Origin of the sequence: Thermomonas hydrothermalis (assembly GCF_900129205.1) — a bacterium.
In the GTDB taxonomy this organism is placed as follows: Bacteria; Pseudomonadota; Gammaproteobacteria; order Xanthomonadales; family Xanthomonadaceae; genus Thermomonas; species Thermomonas hydrothermalis.
In genome coordinates this window covers 1-12,391 of record NZ_FQUK01000053.1, presented here as the reverse complement: position 1 = coordinate 12,391, position 12,391 = coordinate 1, and the positions used below count along the sequence as shown (strand labels likewise).

Sequence of the window (12,391 nt, the reverse complement as noted above, 5' to 3'; positions counted from 1 at the left end):
CCGGGTATGCGATCAGCCTGCGGACGCGCGCCTGGATCGAAACGCACTTCGGATGGCTCAAGGCGGCTGCTGGAATGCGTCAGGTCAAGCAGCGCGGCCTTACGAAGGTCGAGGCGCTGTTTCAGCTGGCGATGGCGGCGAGCAACCTCGTCCGCCTGCCGAAGCTGATCGCCGCGGGGGCCGCGTGATGGCGGCCCCGGCGGGGAAGGTGCGCCCGGAAGCCCGAAATCGGGCTTATTCAGAGCGCGGGACGCGCTTGCGAAGCGCCTGAGCAGCGAGAAATCCGCGCTGCCGACCGAGTCGGGGGCTTCGCCGGGTCGAATTTCAACAGGCTGCTAGAGGACAGCGGCGAACTTCGCAGCGGTAGCAGCTTCGGCAAGGGCCAGATGGTCGCGGCCGACTATACGCTCAACCCCAGCATCAACTTCTCGCAGAGCAATGCCGGCGGGATCGGGGCCGCATTGGGCGCATTCGGCGGCCGCCTCGGCGGTATCGGCGCACTGGTTGGCGGCCTCAAATTCAAAAAGGCCGAAACCATGTTGACCATGATCGACAACCGCTCCGGTGTGCAGATCGGCGTCGCGCAAGGCAGTGCCACCAAGACCGATTTCAACCTGGGCGGCTTCGGCGGAGGCAGCGGCGGTTTCGGTGCCCTCGGCGGCTACACCAACACGCCGGAAGGCAAAGCCCTCGCCGCTGCGTTCGCCGATGCCTACAACAACCTGGTCCGGGCCATGCGCGACTACAAGCCGCAGCAGGTTCAGGGCGGCCTGGGCAAGGGCGGCAAGCTGAAAGTCGGCAACTGACACCGTACGGTCTGCCGCACACATGAACGCCCGGCCCCACCGGGCGTTGGTTTTTGCTGGCGCTTGCGGTATGTCATCCTGTCCGGCATGCCCATCCTTCAGGTCAAAGCCAAACCCAACAGCCGCGTCTCGGCCTTGACGCTGCAAGCGGACGGCACCTGGCTTGCGCAGTTGAAATCTCCGCCGGTGGACGGCAAGGCGAATGCGGAACTGATCGAGCTGGTGGCGCGGCATTTCGGTTGCGCGAAGTCGGCGGTGACCATCAAGACCGGCGCGGGCAGCAAACTCAAACGCGTGGTGATTCCGGACTGAGCCGGGATTTTGTGCGCCTGCAGCATGACCTGGCATGCAGGCGTGCGATAGTCGGCAGGCGCCTGGCTGGGGACCGGGGCTGTACGGTGCGGAATCCTTGCAACCCGGGGATGCACCGGTTCCCCTGGCAGACGTCAAGCGTCCACCGTTTTCCATTCCGAACACCCGGGGAGGGGTTTCATGCTGGAGCACTACGGTTTGATCCTGGCGCTGGCTTGCGCCGTCATTGCAATCGCCTATGGCCTGTGGATGGCCCTCTGGATCACCCGCCAGCCGGCGGGCAACGAACGCATGCAGCAGATCGCCGGCGCGATTCAGGAAGGTGCACGCGCCTACCTCAACCGGCAGTACACCACCATCGCCGTCGCCGGCGTGGTGCTGCTGGTGCTGATCGGATACTTCCTGAGCTGGCATACCGCGATCGGCTTCGCGATCGGCGCGGTGCTGTCCGGTGCCGCCGGTTACATCGGCATGAACGTATCGGTGCGGGCCAACGTGCGCACCGCCGAGGCGGCACGCCAGGGCATGGGGCCGGCGATGAACGTCGCCTTCAAGGGCGGCGCGATCACCGGCATGCTGGTGGTTGGATTGGGCCTGCTGGGCGTGGCCGGCTACTACACGGTGCTGACCCAGCACATGGGCGCGACCCAGACCGAGGCGCTGCACGCGCTGGTGGGCCTGGCGTTCGGCAGCTCACTGATCTCAATCTTCGCGCGCTTAGGCGGCGGCATCTTCACCAAGGGCGCCGACGTCGGCGCTGATCTTGTGGGCAAGGTGGAAGCCGGCATCCCCGAGGACGACCCGCGTAACCCGGCGGTGATCGCCGACAACGTGGGCGACAACGTCGGTGACTGCGCCGGCATGGCGGCCGACCTGTTCGAAACCTACGCGGTCACGGTGATTGCCACCATGCTGCTGGGTGGCCTGATGACCGCAAGTGTCGGCCAACACGGCGTGCTCTACCCGCTGGTGCTGGGCGGCGCGTCGATTCTTGCCTCGATCATCGGCACCTTCTTCGTCAAAGTCTCCGGCAGCACGCCCAACATCATGGGGGCGCTGTATCGCGGCGTGATCGTCTCCGGCGTGCTGGCGGCGCTTGCCTTTTATCCGATCACCACCGAACTGATGGGCGATGCCGAGGTTGGTGCCATGCCGCTCTACGGCTGCGCGCTGATCGGTCTGGCGTTGACCGGCGCCATCGTCTGGATCACCGAGTACTACACCGGCACCCAGTACGGCCCGGTGCAACACGTGGCCAAAGCCTCGACCACCGGCCACGGCACCAACATCATCGCCGGCCTTGGCGTATCGATGAAGGCCACGGCCCTGCCGGTGGTCGCGGTCTGCCTTGCAATCTGGCTGACCTTCGATCTGGCAGGCCTCTACGGCATCGCCATTGCCGCCACCGCCATGCTGTCGATGGCCGGCATGATCGTGGCGCTGGATGCCTACGGCCCGATCACCGACAATGCCGGTGGCATCGCCGAGATGAGCGAGCTGCCACCCGAGGTTCGCGCGGTCACCGATCCGCTGGATGCCGTGGGCAACACCACCAAGGCGGTGACCAAGGGCTACGCCATCGGCTCGGCCGCACTGGCCGCCCTGGTGCTATTTGCCGACTACACCCACAACCTGCAGGCCGCGCATCCGGGGGCAACCTTTGCGTTCGAACTGTCCGACCACCGGGTGATCATTGGTCTGCTGATCGGCGGCCTGATCCCGTACCTGTTCGGCGCAATGGCGATGGAAGCGGTCGGCCGGGCCGCAGGCAGCGTGGTGGAGGAAGTGCGCCGGCAGTTCCGCGAGATCAAGGGGATCATGGACGGCAGCGGCAAGCCGCAGTACGACCGGGCGGTGGACATGCTGACCCGCGCCGCGATCCGGGAAATGATCCTGCCATCGCTGCTGCCGGTGGCTGCGCCGATCCTGGTCGGCCTGCTGCTGGGCGCCGAAGCGCTGGGCGGGGTGCTGATCGGCACCATCGTGACCGGGCTGTTCGTGGCGATCTCGATGACGACCGGCGGCGGCGCCTGGGACAACGCCAAGAAGCACATCGAGGACGGCCACTTCGGCGGCAAGGGCTCCGATGCGCACAAAGCCGCGGTGACCGGCGATACCGTCGGCGATCCCTACAAAGACACCGCAGGTCCTGCGGTGAATCCGCTGATCAAGATCATCAACATCGTGGCACTCTTGATCGTGCCGCTGCTGCCGGTCAGCTCGACCAGCACCACCGCAGCCACCCCGCCCGCAGTTCACGCGGCCGCCGATGCCGGCGCGACCGCCCCTGCGCACGCGGACTGAAGGGTGTTGCGTACTGCCATGGATGGCGGCGGCCTGGACGCGTTTATTCTGGCCGCCACCCATCGCGAGTCCGGCACAACGCCGGACTCGGATGGCCCGCAGTGGCACACACTCTCACACTGCCGATAGGCAACACGCAGACTTGGTGCATCCACGGCGCTCGTAAGATCAGACCGACCACCACCCCGCAACACACCCATGACGCCCCTGCTCTCCCGCATCCGCTTCCGTCTGCGCAACGACTTCCAGCTGGGCATCATCACGGTGTTTGGCGCGATCGGCGTGCTGGCCATCCTGCCGTTCAGCCTGCTGCGATTCGCCCAGGGCAATGCGCTGGCCGGCAGCGTCGATCTGGCGGTGGCATGCACCATCACCGGCGCTGCGCTGTATGCCTGGATCACCGGCAAGCTCGAGCGTGCCGGCCTGCTGATTTCAGTGTGCAACCTGCTCGGCAGCGTTCTGGTTGAGCTGCTGCTGGGCAAGACCGGGCTGTACTGGCTGTATGTGGCGCTGCTGGCCAACTTCTTCCTGATCAATCGCAGGGCCGCAGTGCCGCTGGCCTTTCTCGGCATCGTCCTGGCCCAGATGGTGCCCGGCGCTTTCGAGTCTGCTGTGCAACGCGCCAGCGTCATCACGACCCAATTACTCGTGGCGCTGTTTGCTTATCTGTTTGCACACCGAACCGCGATCCAGCACGCAATGCTGGAGACCCTGGCCAGCCAGGATCCGCTGACCGGCGCCCGCAACCGGCGGGCAATGGAGCAGGAACTGGCGGTGGCCATCGCCGCCAACCAGCGCCGCCCGCGCTCGCTGGCCCTGCTGTTGCTGGATCTCGATCATTTCAAACAGATCAACGACCGGTATGGCCACGACATGGGCGATCAGGTACTGCGCCGCTTCGTGGCCCTGATCCAGTCGCACACCCGCGCCTGCGACCGGCTGTTCCGCTATGGCGGCGAGGAGTTCGTGCTGCTGCTGGAGAACACCGACGCCGCTGGCGTTGCCACCGTCTTTGCCAATCTGCGCGCATGCGTCCACGCCGAGTTACGCGTGCAGAACGCCCCAGTGACGGTCTCGGCCGGGGCCGCCTTGCTGGCACCTGGCGAATCGCGCGAGGCCTGGCTGGCCCGTGCCGACGCCGCGCTGTACCGCGCCAAGCAGGCTGGCCGTGACCGGCTGGAACTGGCACCGTCCCCCGCCGCATCGGCCTGACCTGGCCGCCTGCAGCTCCCGACACACTGAATACACCGAGCAGGGCGGGACATTTTGTCCCAGGGGGTTCTTTTCCCTTGAATATTAGAAATATCTAATTATCATCGTCACCATCTCATCTGCGGAGTACCCACCGTGTCCACCGCAGCATCACATCGAACGCCGATCTCCACACAACCAGCCGCTTGGCGCTGGCTGCGCCGGCATCTCATCGCGGTCATTGCCGTCAAGCTTGTCCTGCTGATCCTGTTGTACGCCCTGTTCTTCTCCCCCGCTCATCGCCCCGACGTCGATGCCGACGCCGTGGCCCACCGCCTTGAATCTTCTGCGAGGTAAGTGCCATGCCTGACCTGCACGTCGTCGATCTTTCGCGACTTCAGTTCGCGATCACTGCGCTGTACCACTTCCTGTTCGTCCCGCTGACGCTGGGCCTGGCGTTGCTGCTGGCCATCATGGAAAGCGTCTATGTGATGACCGGGCGCGTCATCTGGAAGCAGATGGTGAAGTTCTGGGGGGTGCTGTTTGGCATCAACTTCGCCATGGGCGTGGCCACCGGCATCACCATGGAGTTCCAGTTCGGCACCAACTGGGCGTATTACTCGCACTACGTGGGCGACATCTTCGGTGCGCCGCTGGCCATCGAAGGGCTGATGGCGTTCTTCCTGGAAAGCACCTTCGTCGGTCTGTTCTTCTTTGGCTGGGAGCGGATGAGCAAGCTCCAGCACATGGTCGTCACCTGGCTCATGGCGTTGGGCGCCAACTTCTCGGCACTGTGGATTCTGATCGCCAATGGCTGGATGCAGAACCCCGTGGGGGCGACCTTCAACTTCCACACCATGCGCATGGAAGTCACCGATTTCGCCCAGGTGCTGTTCAACCCGGTCGCGCAGTCCAAGTTCGTGCACACGGTCAGTGCCGGCTATGTCACCGGCGCCATCTTCGTGCTGTCGATCAGCGCCTGGTATCTGCTCAAGGGGCGCAATGTGCAGTTCGCACGGCGCTCGCTGACGGTTGCCGCAAGCTTTGGCCTGGCATCGGCGCTGAGCGTGGTGGTACTGGGCGACGAGAGCGGCTACACGGTGTCGGAAAACCAGAAGATGAAGCTGGCGGCGATCGAAGCCGAATGGCACACCGCCCCAGCCCCGGCGCCGTTCACCCTGATCGGCTTCCCCGACATGCAGTCCAAAGAAACCAAGGGCGCCATCCAGATTCCCTGGGTGATGGGGCTGATCACCACCCGTTCGCTGGATGAGCAGGTGCCGGGCATCCATGACCTGGTCGAGCAGAACAAGGCCCGCATCCGCAACGGCATCCAGGCCTACAGCGCGCTCAACGCGGTGCGCGCCGACCCCGACAACCCGGCCAAGCAGCAGGCATTCCTGGACAAGCAGCAGGATCTCGGCTTTGGCCTGCTCACCATGAAGTATGTGGATGATCCGACCAAGGCGGACGAGGCGATCATCGAGCGTGCCGCCTGGGACACCGTGCCCAACGTGCCGGTGCTGTTCTTCTCGTTCCGCATCATGGTGGCGCTGGGCTTCTTCTTCATCGCCCTGTTCGCCTGGGCGTTCTATCTGTCGAGCCAGCGCAAGCTGGACAACCGGCTGTTCCTGCGCATCGCGCTGTGGAGCCTGCCGCTGCCCTGGATCGCCGCTGAACTGGGCTGGATCGTGGCCGAGTACGGGCGTCAGCCGTGGGCAATCGACGGCGTGCTGCCGACGTTCCTGGCGGTGTCTTCGACCAGCACCAGCCAGGTCACCGGCAGCCTGATCGGATTTGTCGTGCTGTACACCACGCTGGCCGTGTTCGACGTGTTCCTGATGCGCAAGATGGTCAAGGCCGGCCCGGACGGGCTCAAGCTGTGGCCGCTGCCGACCGCGCAGCAGGCGCATCAGACCGATGCCGACATCGCACCGACCGCCAAGGAGGTCTCCCATGTTTGACTATGCAACACTGCGCGAAATCTGGTGGCTGCTGCTGGGCGTGCTGTTGATCGGCTTTGCCCTGACCGACGGCTACGATCTCGGACTGGGCGCGATCTACCGCTTCATCACCCGTGACGATGTCGAGCGGCGGATGGCGCTGGAGGCGATCGAACCCCACTGGGAAGGCCACCAGGTCTGGTTCATTCTTGGTGGCGGCGCGGTGTTCGCGGCCTGGCCGCTGCTCTACGCCGCGTCGTTCTCCGGGTTCTATTTCGCCATGCTGCTGGTGCTGCTGGCGCTGATCCTGCGCCCGGTCGGCTTCAACTTCCGCAACAAAGTCAGCGATCCTCGCTGGCGCAATGCCTGGGACTGGGCGTTGACGGTTGCGGGCGCGGTGCCCTCGCTGGTGTTCGGTGTGGCCTTCGGCAACCTGTTCCTGGGGGTGCCGTTCCACTTCACCGACACCTTGCGTCCAGTGTATGACGGCAGCTTCTTCGGGCTGTTCCATCCCTTCGCCCTGCTGGCCGGGGTGGTCAGCCTGGCGATGCTGGTGATGCACGGTGCCAGCTTCGGCGCCATGAAGATCGAAGGTGCGGTCGGTGATCGCGCCCGCAGGGTCGCCCGCGGCGCCGCAGTGATCACGCTGCTGACATTCGTGGCGGCCGGAGTCTGGCTGTCTGCGCTGCCCGGCCATGCCATCGTCGGTCAGGCCGCGATGGATGGACCATCCAACCCGCTTGCCAAGCAGGTGACGGTGCAGGCCGGTGCCTGGCTGGCCAACCAGCAGGCGCACCCGCTGCTGTGGCTGGTGCCGGCGCTGGCCGCGCTGGGCATGCTGGGCGTGATCGTGCTGCGTAACCGCGTCGCCGGCTTCATCAGCAGCTGTCTTGCTGTGGCCGGAGTCATCCTGACCGCTGGCATTGCCCTGTTCCCGTTCCTGATGCCGTCTTCGGTGCAGCCGGCGCATGGCCTGACGGTCTGGGATGCATCGTCCAGCGCCCGGACGCTCGGCATCATGCTGTTTGCCGCCACGGTGTTCCTGCCGCTGGTCCTGGCCTACAGCACCTGGGCGTTCCGGATCATGCGCGGCCAAGTCACCCGCGCCCATGTCGAAGAACAAGCCCGTAATGGAGGAGGTTACTGATGTGGTACTTCTCGTGGATTCTCGGCATCGCCTTTGCTGCCGCCTTCGCCGTCCTCAATGCCATGTGGTATGAGCTGCTGAGCGACCGTGCGCGCGGCGTCAAGGCGCCGTTCAAGGCGCCCTGAAGGTGGCGGGCATGACCCGCCTGATGTCCCTGCTGCTTGGGGCCAGCCTCGCGCTGGCCCTACTGTTCGTTCCGGCGGCACGCGGGCGCGCGCTGACCGCCGCCGAGCACGGGCTGATGACCTTGCTGCTGCTGGCCATCTGCGCGCTGTTCGTGCACGGCAGCGGGTTGCGCATGCAGACCCGTGCACTGCGCTGGCTGTTCTCGCCATGGCTGCTATGGCCGCTGACCGGCCTGCTTGCCGCCGCTTTCTGGCGGCAGGCAGCCGGTTGAACCCTCAGGATCAGCGGTACTGGCGCAGATAGCGCTTCTCGAACGCGGCCTTGGCCCAATGCATCAGCCGCAGCGGCGGCAGGGCGCGATTGCGATCGCCGCGACGGCTGACCAGCAGCCCGCGGTCGAGCGTATCGACGATACAGATCAACTCCGGCGTGAAGGCTTCATCCACCGGCTCGCCGCGCAGGGCGCGCAGCAGGTTGCGTGCGGCCACCTCGGCCTGAAGGTCGGCTTGATGCGCCTGCTTGGGCAGCCAGTCCGGGCCGGGATAACTGCCGCCGTCGCCAGCCACAAAGGTGCAGGCAAACCCCGGCACCCGGCACTGGGCATCGGCCTGCACGAAACCACCCGGCGAACGTGGCAGCGGCGTGGCGTCCAGCCAGGCCTGCCCGGTGAGGCCAGGCATGAATACAGTCATCGCACTGTCGAGGCGATCCTGCTCAAGCTGCACCGCATCGGCCTCGAAACGCACCGGCTTCTGGCCCAGCACCGTGTCGATGCCGCGCTTGCGCATCTCCGCCAGCAGCATGCCCACCGCCTTGTCGCCCAGGCGCTGGCCGGGCTTGTCCGACGGGCTGAAGAACACCAGCCGGAAGCGATCACGCCGGCGCTGTTTGCGCAGCAGGGTCTCGATGCCGAACAGAAACTCAAACACCGGCCCGCCGCGCATGGCAATGGGTTCGTTGGGGTTGGCGCCAAAGCCAAAGCAGAGCGTGCCGCCGTCCAATGCCGCCAGGCGGTCGCGGATGGCTTCGCCGGCGCTGATCCCGTCGCAGGGAATGATGGCGTGCTCGATCCCCGGCAGCTTGCGAATGAAGCGCGCCCCGGTGGCGATGATCAGGCCATCGTTGGCAACCTCGCCGGCATCGGTCTGCAGCACGCGGGCATCCGCCGACAGACCGGTGGCACTGGCACGGTGGAAGTGGATGCGCTGGCGACGCAAGAAATTGCCGAGCGGCACCACCAGGTCCTCGCGCCGACGCATGCCCGACGGCAACCAGATGCTGCCCGGCAGGTAATGCAGTTCATCGCGCGGCGCCACCAGCGTCAGCTCGGCGTCCGGCGCATGCCGGCGCAGCGTGCGCAGCGCGGTCAGGCCGGCAAAGCCGGCGCCAACGACCGTGATCCGTGCTTTCATTGACCCTCCACCGGGGCAAGCCCCAATGCCTTGCGTACCGCCGGCTCCAGATGGGTCAGACCGGCGGCTTTGCCGAGCGCCAGCGCCTGCGCTGCCGGCAGCCCGTCCTGCTGCGCCTGCTCCAGTGCCAGCAAGGCACCGGCGCGGTTGCCACTGGCGCAATGCACCAGCACACCGGCATGGGACGGCGCCAGCGCCTGATGCAACCTGCGCACATTCTCGTCCGTCAACCCAGCCTCGCCTTTGACGGGGATCTGCACATAACGCAGGCCCGCCGCCTGGACCTCGGTCGCCTCATCGCGGTCGGTGCGTTCACCGGGAGCCCGCAGGTCGATCACGGTGCGCACGCCCAGCGCCTTGAACGCCTGCCAGTCACTGGCCGCGGGCTGTCCGCTGGTGTAAAGCCCGGGCAGCGGTTGCTGCCAGGCAACGCTGGGCGCAGGCGCATGGGCGCAACCGGCCAGCGCCACCGCCAGCGCAGCGGCACACCCCATCCGCATCAGCGCTCGGCGAATGCCCATCTTCATGCGTCGATACCCGCCGCGGTCAGCTCATCGAAGGCGCGCAGTGTCTCGGCGGCATAGATCATCGACGGACCGGCGCCCATGTAGATCGCCATCGACACCGTTTCCAGCACCTCTTCGCGGGTGGCCCCCGCCTTGATGGCGGCCTTGACGTGGAACCCCACGCAGCCATCACACCGTGCGGCAATGGCGATCGCAATGGCAATGAGCTCCTTGGTCTTGACGTCCAGCGCGCCGGGCTTGAGCGCCTCGCGCGCCAGCTGCGAGAAGCCGCGCATGGGGTCGGGTGCGCCCTGACGCAACTTGGCGATGGCGGCATTGAGATCGTCGATCAACTGCGGAAACGATTGACTCACGGAGAATTCCTCAAGTGGCTTTAGACAAACTGACGGGCCCAGCGCACGATGTCGTGCATGCCCATCGCCCCGGCCTGGCGGGCGATCTCCCGTCCCTGCTTGAACAGCACCAGGGTGGGAATGCTGCGGATTCCAAACCGGCCGGCAAGCTGCGGCTGCGCTTCGGTATCCAGCTTGGCCAGCCGCATCTGCGGCTCCAGCTGCGCAGCGGCCGCCTCGAACTGGGGCGCCATCATCCGGCACGGCCCGCACCAGGGCGCCCAGAAATCCACCAGCACCGGCAAGTCGGCACGCTCCACGTGAGCGTGGAAGCCGGCGGCATCCAGCGCCACCGGATGCGCATCAAACAGCGCCGCGCCGCACTTGCCGCACTTGGGCGCATCGCCAAGGCGTGCTTGCGGCACCCGGTTGAGGCCGTTGCAGCGTGGGCAGGCAATGATCACCGCAGAGATATCCGTCATGTGAGCCAACTCCTTTGAATCCAGTCGTCACCCAAAAGAACACGCCGTCGCCTACAAATCCTCATCGGGGCCATAGGGATAGCGTGCATGGCCGTAGCGCACCACCAGCACCGCCACCGCGAGGACCAGGATCGTTCCGGCGCCGGCAAGCAGAGCCATCGGTGCGGCCAGCGAAGTATCGGTCATCATGTGCCGCGCCACGCCCACCATGGCAATGTACAGCGGCATCCGCACCGGCATCTTGCCTTTGCGCCAGTACATTCCGACCAGCGCTACCATCTCCAGGTACATGAACAGGAGCAGCAGGTCGGCGATATCCACCTTCCCTTTGCCCAGCATGTGCAGGATCTCCGCCACCATCGCAACGACCGTGGCCGCCAGGATCACCATCAACCCGACCCGCTCGATCGCGCGGATGCCCCGACCAACGGAATGAATCGGTCGCTCCAGCAGCGGCGATCCGGACGTGCTCATCGACTTCTCCTGCACAGGCGCGAATCGTCAGCGCGCTTGCGCTGTCCCAGGCACGTGGCGCACGCCATCGGCATCAACGATACGCACGTCCACCTGCATGCCCTCGCGCACGCTCTGGGTGACGATGCAGAACTCCTCGAACTGCGCCAACACCCGGTCGAAATGCTCTAAGGAAGGTCTGAACAACCCGCTCTGCCGCCCGGATTGCGGCATCGTGGCGCCGGCCTGGCGTCGCTTTCGAGCCGGATTTCGCCCGTGCAGGGCGGTTTTTGGCGGGTTTCCCCGCCTTACGGACGCACTGCTCCCGTCGTCGGCAACAAACGCCGGCGCGCCATCCACAGGTTCGACAGCGCGAACAGCGTCAGCACCTGCGCCGCGTTCTTCGCCAGGCCGCGGTAGCGCACCTTCGTGTAGCCGAACTGCCGCTTGATCACCCGGAACGGGTGCTCCACCTTCGCCCGCAGACTGGCCTTGTAGCGCTCCCACCGCTCGGCGTAGCGCCGCTCGCGCTCGTTCTTCATCGCACGCAGCTTCGACGGCTTCTCCGCGATCAGGAATCCGGCGTCCACGTCCTGCAGCTCCTCGCGCTTCTCGGCACCCGTGTAGCCGCTGTCGCCGCACACCGTGTCTTCCCGGCCGTGCAGCAGCTTGTGCACCTGCGTCACGTCGGCCACGTTCGCCGCCGTGCATTCCACGTGGTGCACCAGACCGGACGCGTCATCCACGCCGATGTGCGCCTTCATCCCGAAGAACCACTGGTTGCCCTTCTTGGTCTGGTGCATCGCCGGATCGCGCTCGCCCGCCTTGTTCTTGGTCGAGCTCGGCGCACTGATGATCGTGGCATCCACGATCGTGCCACTGCGCAGGCTCAGGCCCTTGCGCTGAAGATGGGCGTTGACCTGCTCGAAGAGCTTCTCGGCCAGCCCGTACGTCTCCAACAGCCGGCGGAAGTTGAGGATCGTCGTCTCGTCCGGGATGTCGGCAAGCCCGCCCAACTGCGCGAAGCGGCGCATCACCGGCGTGTCGTACAAGGCTTCTTCCATCGCCGGGTCGCTGAGCGCATACCACTGCTGCAGGAAGTGGATGCGCAGCATCGTCGCCAACGGATAGGGCTGGCGACCGGGACGGCCCATCTTCGGGTAGTGCGGCTCGATCAGACCCAGCAGCGCCTGCCACGGCACCACCTGCTCCATCTCCGCCAAAAACACCTCGCGCCGCGTGCGCTTGCGGCTCCCCAGACCCTCGGCATCACCGAACGACAGCTGCATCGCACTCACCCCGATCACGGTGAGGCATTGTCGCGCAATCGGGCGGAGTTGTTCAGACCTTCCCTAA

General features: G+C 65.8%; 17 protein-coding genes. 10 read left to right on the top strand and 7 right to left on the bottom strand.

The window, feature by feature from the left end; genetic code table 11:
• From BUA29_RS11000 to BUA29_RS10960, 10 genes are all read left to right on the top strand, one after another.
• On the top strand, positions 1 to 188 hold a 188-nt coding region (locus BUA29_RS11000), incomplete at its 5' end, for a transposase (protein ID WP_178137930.1).
• A gap of 198 nt (positions 189 to 386) precedes the next feature.
• A complete protein-coding gene (locus tag BUA29_RS10995) occupies positions 387 to 806 on the top strand; it encodes a hypothetical protein (protein ID WP_072756591.1) in 420 nt (139 codons plus the stop codon).
• 87 nt (positions 807 to 893) lie between these two features.
• Positions 894 to 1,118 carry a DUF167 domain-containing protein gene (locus BUA29_RS10990; RefSeq protein ID WP_072756590.1) on the top strand — a complete coding sequence of 75 codons (225 nt, stop codon included), beginning with the start codon at positions 894 to 896 and terminating at the stop codon, positions 1,116 to 1,118.
• A 180-nt stretch (positions 1,119 to 1,298) separates the two neighbouring features.
• Positions 1,299 to 3,422: a sodium-translocating pyrophosphatase gene (locus tag BUA29_RS10985; protein ID WP_084602451.1), complete on the top strand. Its 2,124-nt coding sequence runs from the start codon at positions 1,299 to 1,301 to the stop codon at positions 3,420 to 3,422.
• Positions 3,423 to 3,620: 198 nt separating this feature from the next.
• Positions 3,621 to 4,634 carry a GGDEF domain-containing protein gene (locus BUA29_RS10980; protein ID WP_072756589.1) on the top strand — a complete coding sequence of 338 codons (1,014 nt, stop codon included), beginning with the start codon at positions 3,621 to 3,623 and terminating at the stop codon, positions 4,632 to 4,634.
• Between the two features lie 135 nt (positions 4,635 to 4,769).
• Positions 4,770 to 4,970 carry a cytochrome oxidase putative small subunit CydP gene (cydP, locus tag BUA29_RS12110; RefSeq protein WP_143148927.1) on the top strand — a complete coding sequence of 67 codons (201 nt, stop codon included), beginning with the start codon at positions 4,770 to 4,772 and terminating at the stop codon, positions 4,968 to 4,970.
• A gap of 5 nt (positions 4,971 to 4,975) precedes the next feature.
• A complete protein-coding gene (locus tag BUA29_RS10975) occupies positions 4,976 to 6,577 on the top strand; it encodes a cytochrome ubiquinol oxidase subunit I (RefSeq protein WP_084602448.1) in 1,602 nt (533 codons plus the stop codon).
• Positions 6,570 to 7,703, top strand: coding sequence for a cytochrome d ubiquinol oxidase subunit II (gene cydB / locus BUA29_RS10970; protein WP_072756588.1), 1,134 nt, complete (start codon positions 6,570 to 6,572; stop codon positions 7,701 to 7,703). The genes BUA29_RS10975 and cydB overlap by 8 nt, the downstream gene beginning before the upstream one ends.
• The gene (cydX, locus tag BUA29_RS10965; RefSeq protein ID WP_072756587.1) at positions 7,703 to 7,828 is read left to right on the top strand and encodes a cytochrome bd-I oxidase subunit CydX; all 126 of its coding nucleotides are present in this window, start codon (positions 7,703 to 7,705) and stop codon (positions 7,826 to 7,828) included. The genes cydB and cydX overlap by 1 nt, the downstream gene beginning before the upstream one ends.
• An 11-nt stretch (positions 7,829 to 7,839) precedes the next feature.
• Positions 7,840 to 8,100: a cyd operon YbgE family protein gene (locus tag BUA29_RS10960; RefSeq protein WP_072756586.1), complete on the top strand. Its 261-nt coding sequence runs from the start codon at positions 7,840 to 7,842 to the stop codon at positions 8,098 to 8,100.
• 10 nt (positions 8,101 to 8,110) lie between these two features.
• Here BUA29_RS10960 and BUA29_RS10955 read toward each other — a convergent pair whose 3' ends face one another.
• The 7 genes from BUA29_RS10955 to BUA29_RS10925 all read right to left on the bottom strand — a co-directional run bounded on the left by BUA29_RS10955 (position 8,111) and on the right by BUA29_RS10925 (position 12,324).
• Positions 8,111 to 9,241 (bottom strand): NAD(P)/FAD-dependent oxidoreductase, encoded by a 1,131-nt coding sequence (locus BUA29_RS10955; RefSeq protein ID WP_072756585.1) that lies wholly within the window; start codon positions 9,239 to 9,241, stop codon positions 8,111 to 8,113.
• Entirely contained in the window at positions 9,238 to 9,762 is a 525-nt protein-coding gene (locus BUA29_RS10950) for a protein tyrosine phosphatase family protein (protein WP_084602447.1), read from the bottom strand. The genes BUA29_RS10955 and BUA29_RS10950 overlap by 4 nt, the downstream gene beginning before the upstream one ends.
• A 2-nt stretch (positions 9,763 to 9,764) precedes the next feature.
• Entirely contained in the window at positions 9,765 to 10,121 is a 357-nt protein-coding gene (locus BUA29_RS10945) for a carboxymuconolactone decarboxylase family protein (protein ID WP_072756583.1), read from the bottom strand.
• A 20-nt stretch (positions 10,122 to 10,141) separates the two neighbouring features.
• Positions 10,142 to 10,582, bottom strand: coding sequence for a thioredoxin TrxC (gene trxC, locus BUA29_RS10940; protein WP_072756582.1), 441 nt, complete (start codon positions 10,580 to 10,582; stop codon positions 10,142 to 10,144).
• Between the two features lie 51 nt (positions 10,583 to 10,633).
• Positions 10,634 to 11,056 carry a phosphate-starvation-inducible protein PsiE gene (locus BUA29_RS10935; protein WP_072756581.1) on the bottom strand — a complete coding sequence of 141 codons (423 nt, stop codon included), beginning with the start codon at positions 11,054 to 11,056 and terminating at the stop codon, positions 10,634 to 10,636.
• Positions 11,057 to 11,083: 27 nt separating this feature from the next.
• On the bottom strand, positions 11,084 to 11,242 hold the full coding sequence (locus BUA29_RS12260; protein WP_178137929.1) for a hypothetical protein: 159 nt from the start codon (positions 11,240 to 11,242) through the stop codon (positions 11,084 to 11,086).
• A 101-nt stretch (positions 11,243 to 11,343) separates the two neighbouring features.
• A complete protein-coding gene (locus BUA29_RS10925) occupies positions 11,344 to 12,324 on the bottom strand; it encodes an IS5 family transposase (RefSeq protein ID WP_072755831.1) in 981 nt (326 codons plus the stop codon).
• Positions 12,325 to 12,391: the final 67 nt, after the last annotated feature.

Excerpts from the sequence above, each read along its gene's own strand:
- BUA29_RS10995 (WP_072756591.1), top strand. The coding sequence starts at position 387 with ATGGTCGCGGCCGACTATACGCTCAACCCCAGCATCAACTTCTCGCAG.
- BUA29_RS10990 (WP_072756590.1), top strand. The coding sequence starts at position 894 with ATGCCCATCCTTCAGGTCAAAGCCAAACCCAACAGCCGCGTCTCGGCC.
- BUA29_RS10985 (WP_084602451.1), top strand. The coding sequence starts at position 1,299 with ATGCTGGAGCACTACGGTTTGATCCTGGCGCTGGCTTGCGCCGTCATT.
- BUA29_RS10980 (WP_072756589.1), top strand. The coding sequence starts at position 3,621 with ATGACGCCCCTGCTCTCCCGCATCCGCTTCCGTCTGCGCAACGACTTC.
- BUA29_RS10975 (WP_084602448.1), top strand. The coding sequence starts at position 4,976 with ATGCCTGACCTGCACGTCGTCGATCTTTCGCGACTTCAGTTCGCGATC.
- cydB (WP_072756588.1), top strand. The coding sequence starts at position 6,570 with ATGTTTGACTATGCAACACTGCGCGAAATCTGGTGGCTGCTGCTGGGC.
- cydX (WP_072756587.1), top strand. The coding sequence starts at position 7,703 with ATGTGGTACTTCTCGTGGATTCTCGGCATCGCCTTTGCTGCCGCCTTC.
- BUA29_RS10960 (WP_072756586.1), top strand. The coding sequence starts at position 7,840 with ATGACCCGCCTGATGTCCCTGCTGCTTGGGGCCAGCCTCGCGCTGGCC.
- BUA29_RS10955 (WP_072756585.1), bottom strand. The coding sequence starts at position 9,241 with ATGAAAGCACGGATCACGGTCGTTGGCGCCGGCTTTGCCGGCCTGACC.
- BUA29_RS10950 (WP_084602447.1), bottom strand. The coding sequence starts at position 9,762 with ATGGGCATTCGCCGAGCGCTGATGCGGATGGGGTGTGCCGCTGCGCTG.
- trxC (WP_072756582.1), bottom strand. The coding sequence starts at position 10,582 with ATGACGGATATCTCTGCGGTGATCATTGCCTGCCCACGCTGCAACGGC.
- BUA29_RS10935 (WP_072756581.1), bottom strand. The coding sequence starts at position 11,056 with ATGAGCACGTCCGGATCGCCGCTGCTGGAGCGACCGATTCATTCCGTT.
- BUA29_RS10925 (WP_072755831.1), bottom strand. The coding sequence starts at position 12,324 with ATGCAGCTGTCGTTCGGTGATGCCGAGGGTCTGGGGAGCCGCAAGCGC.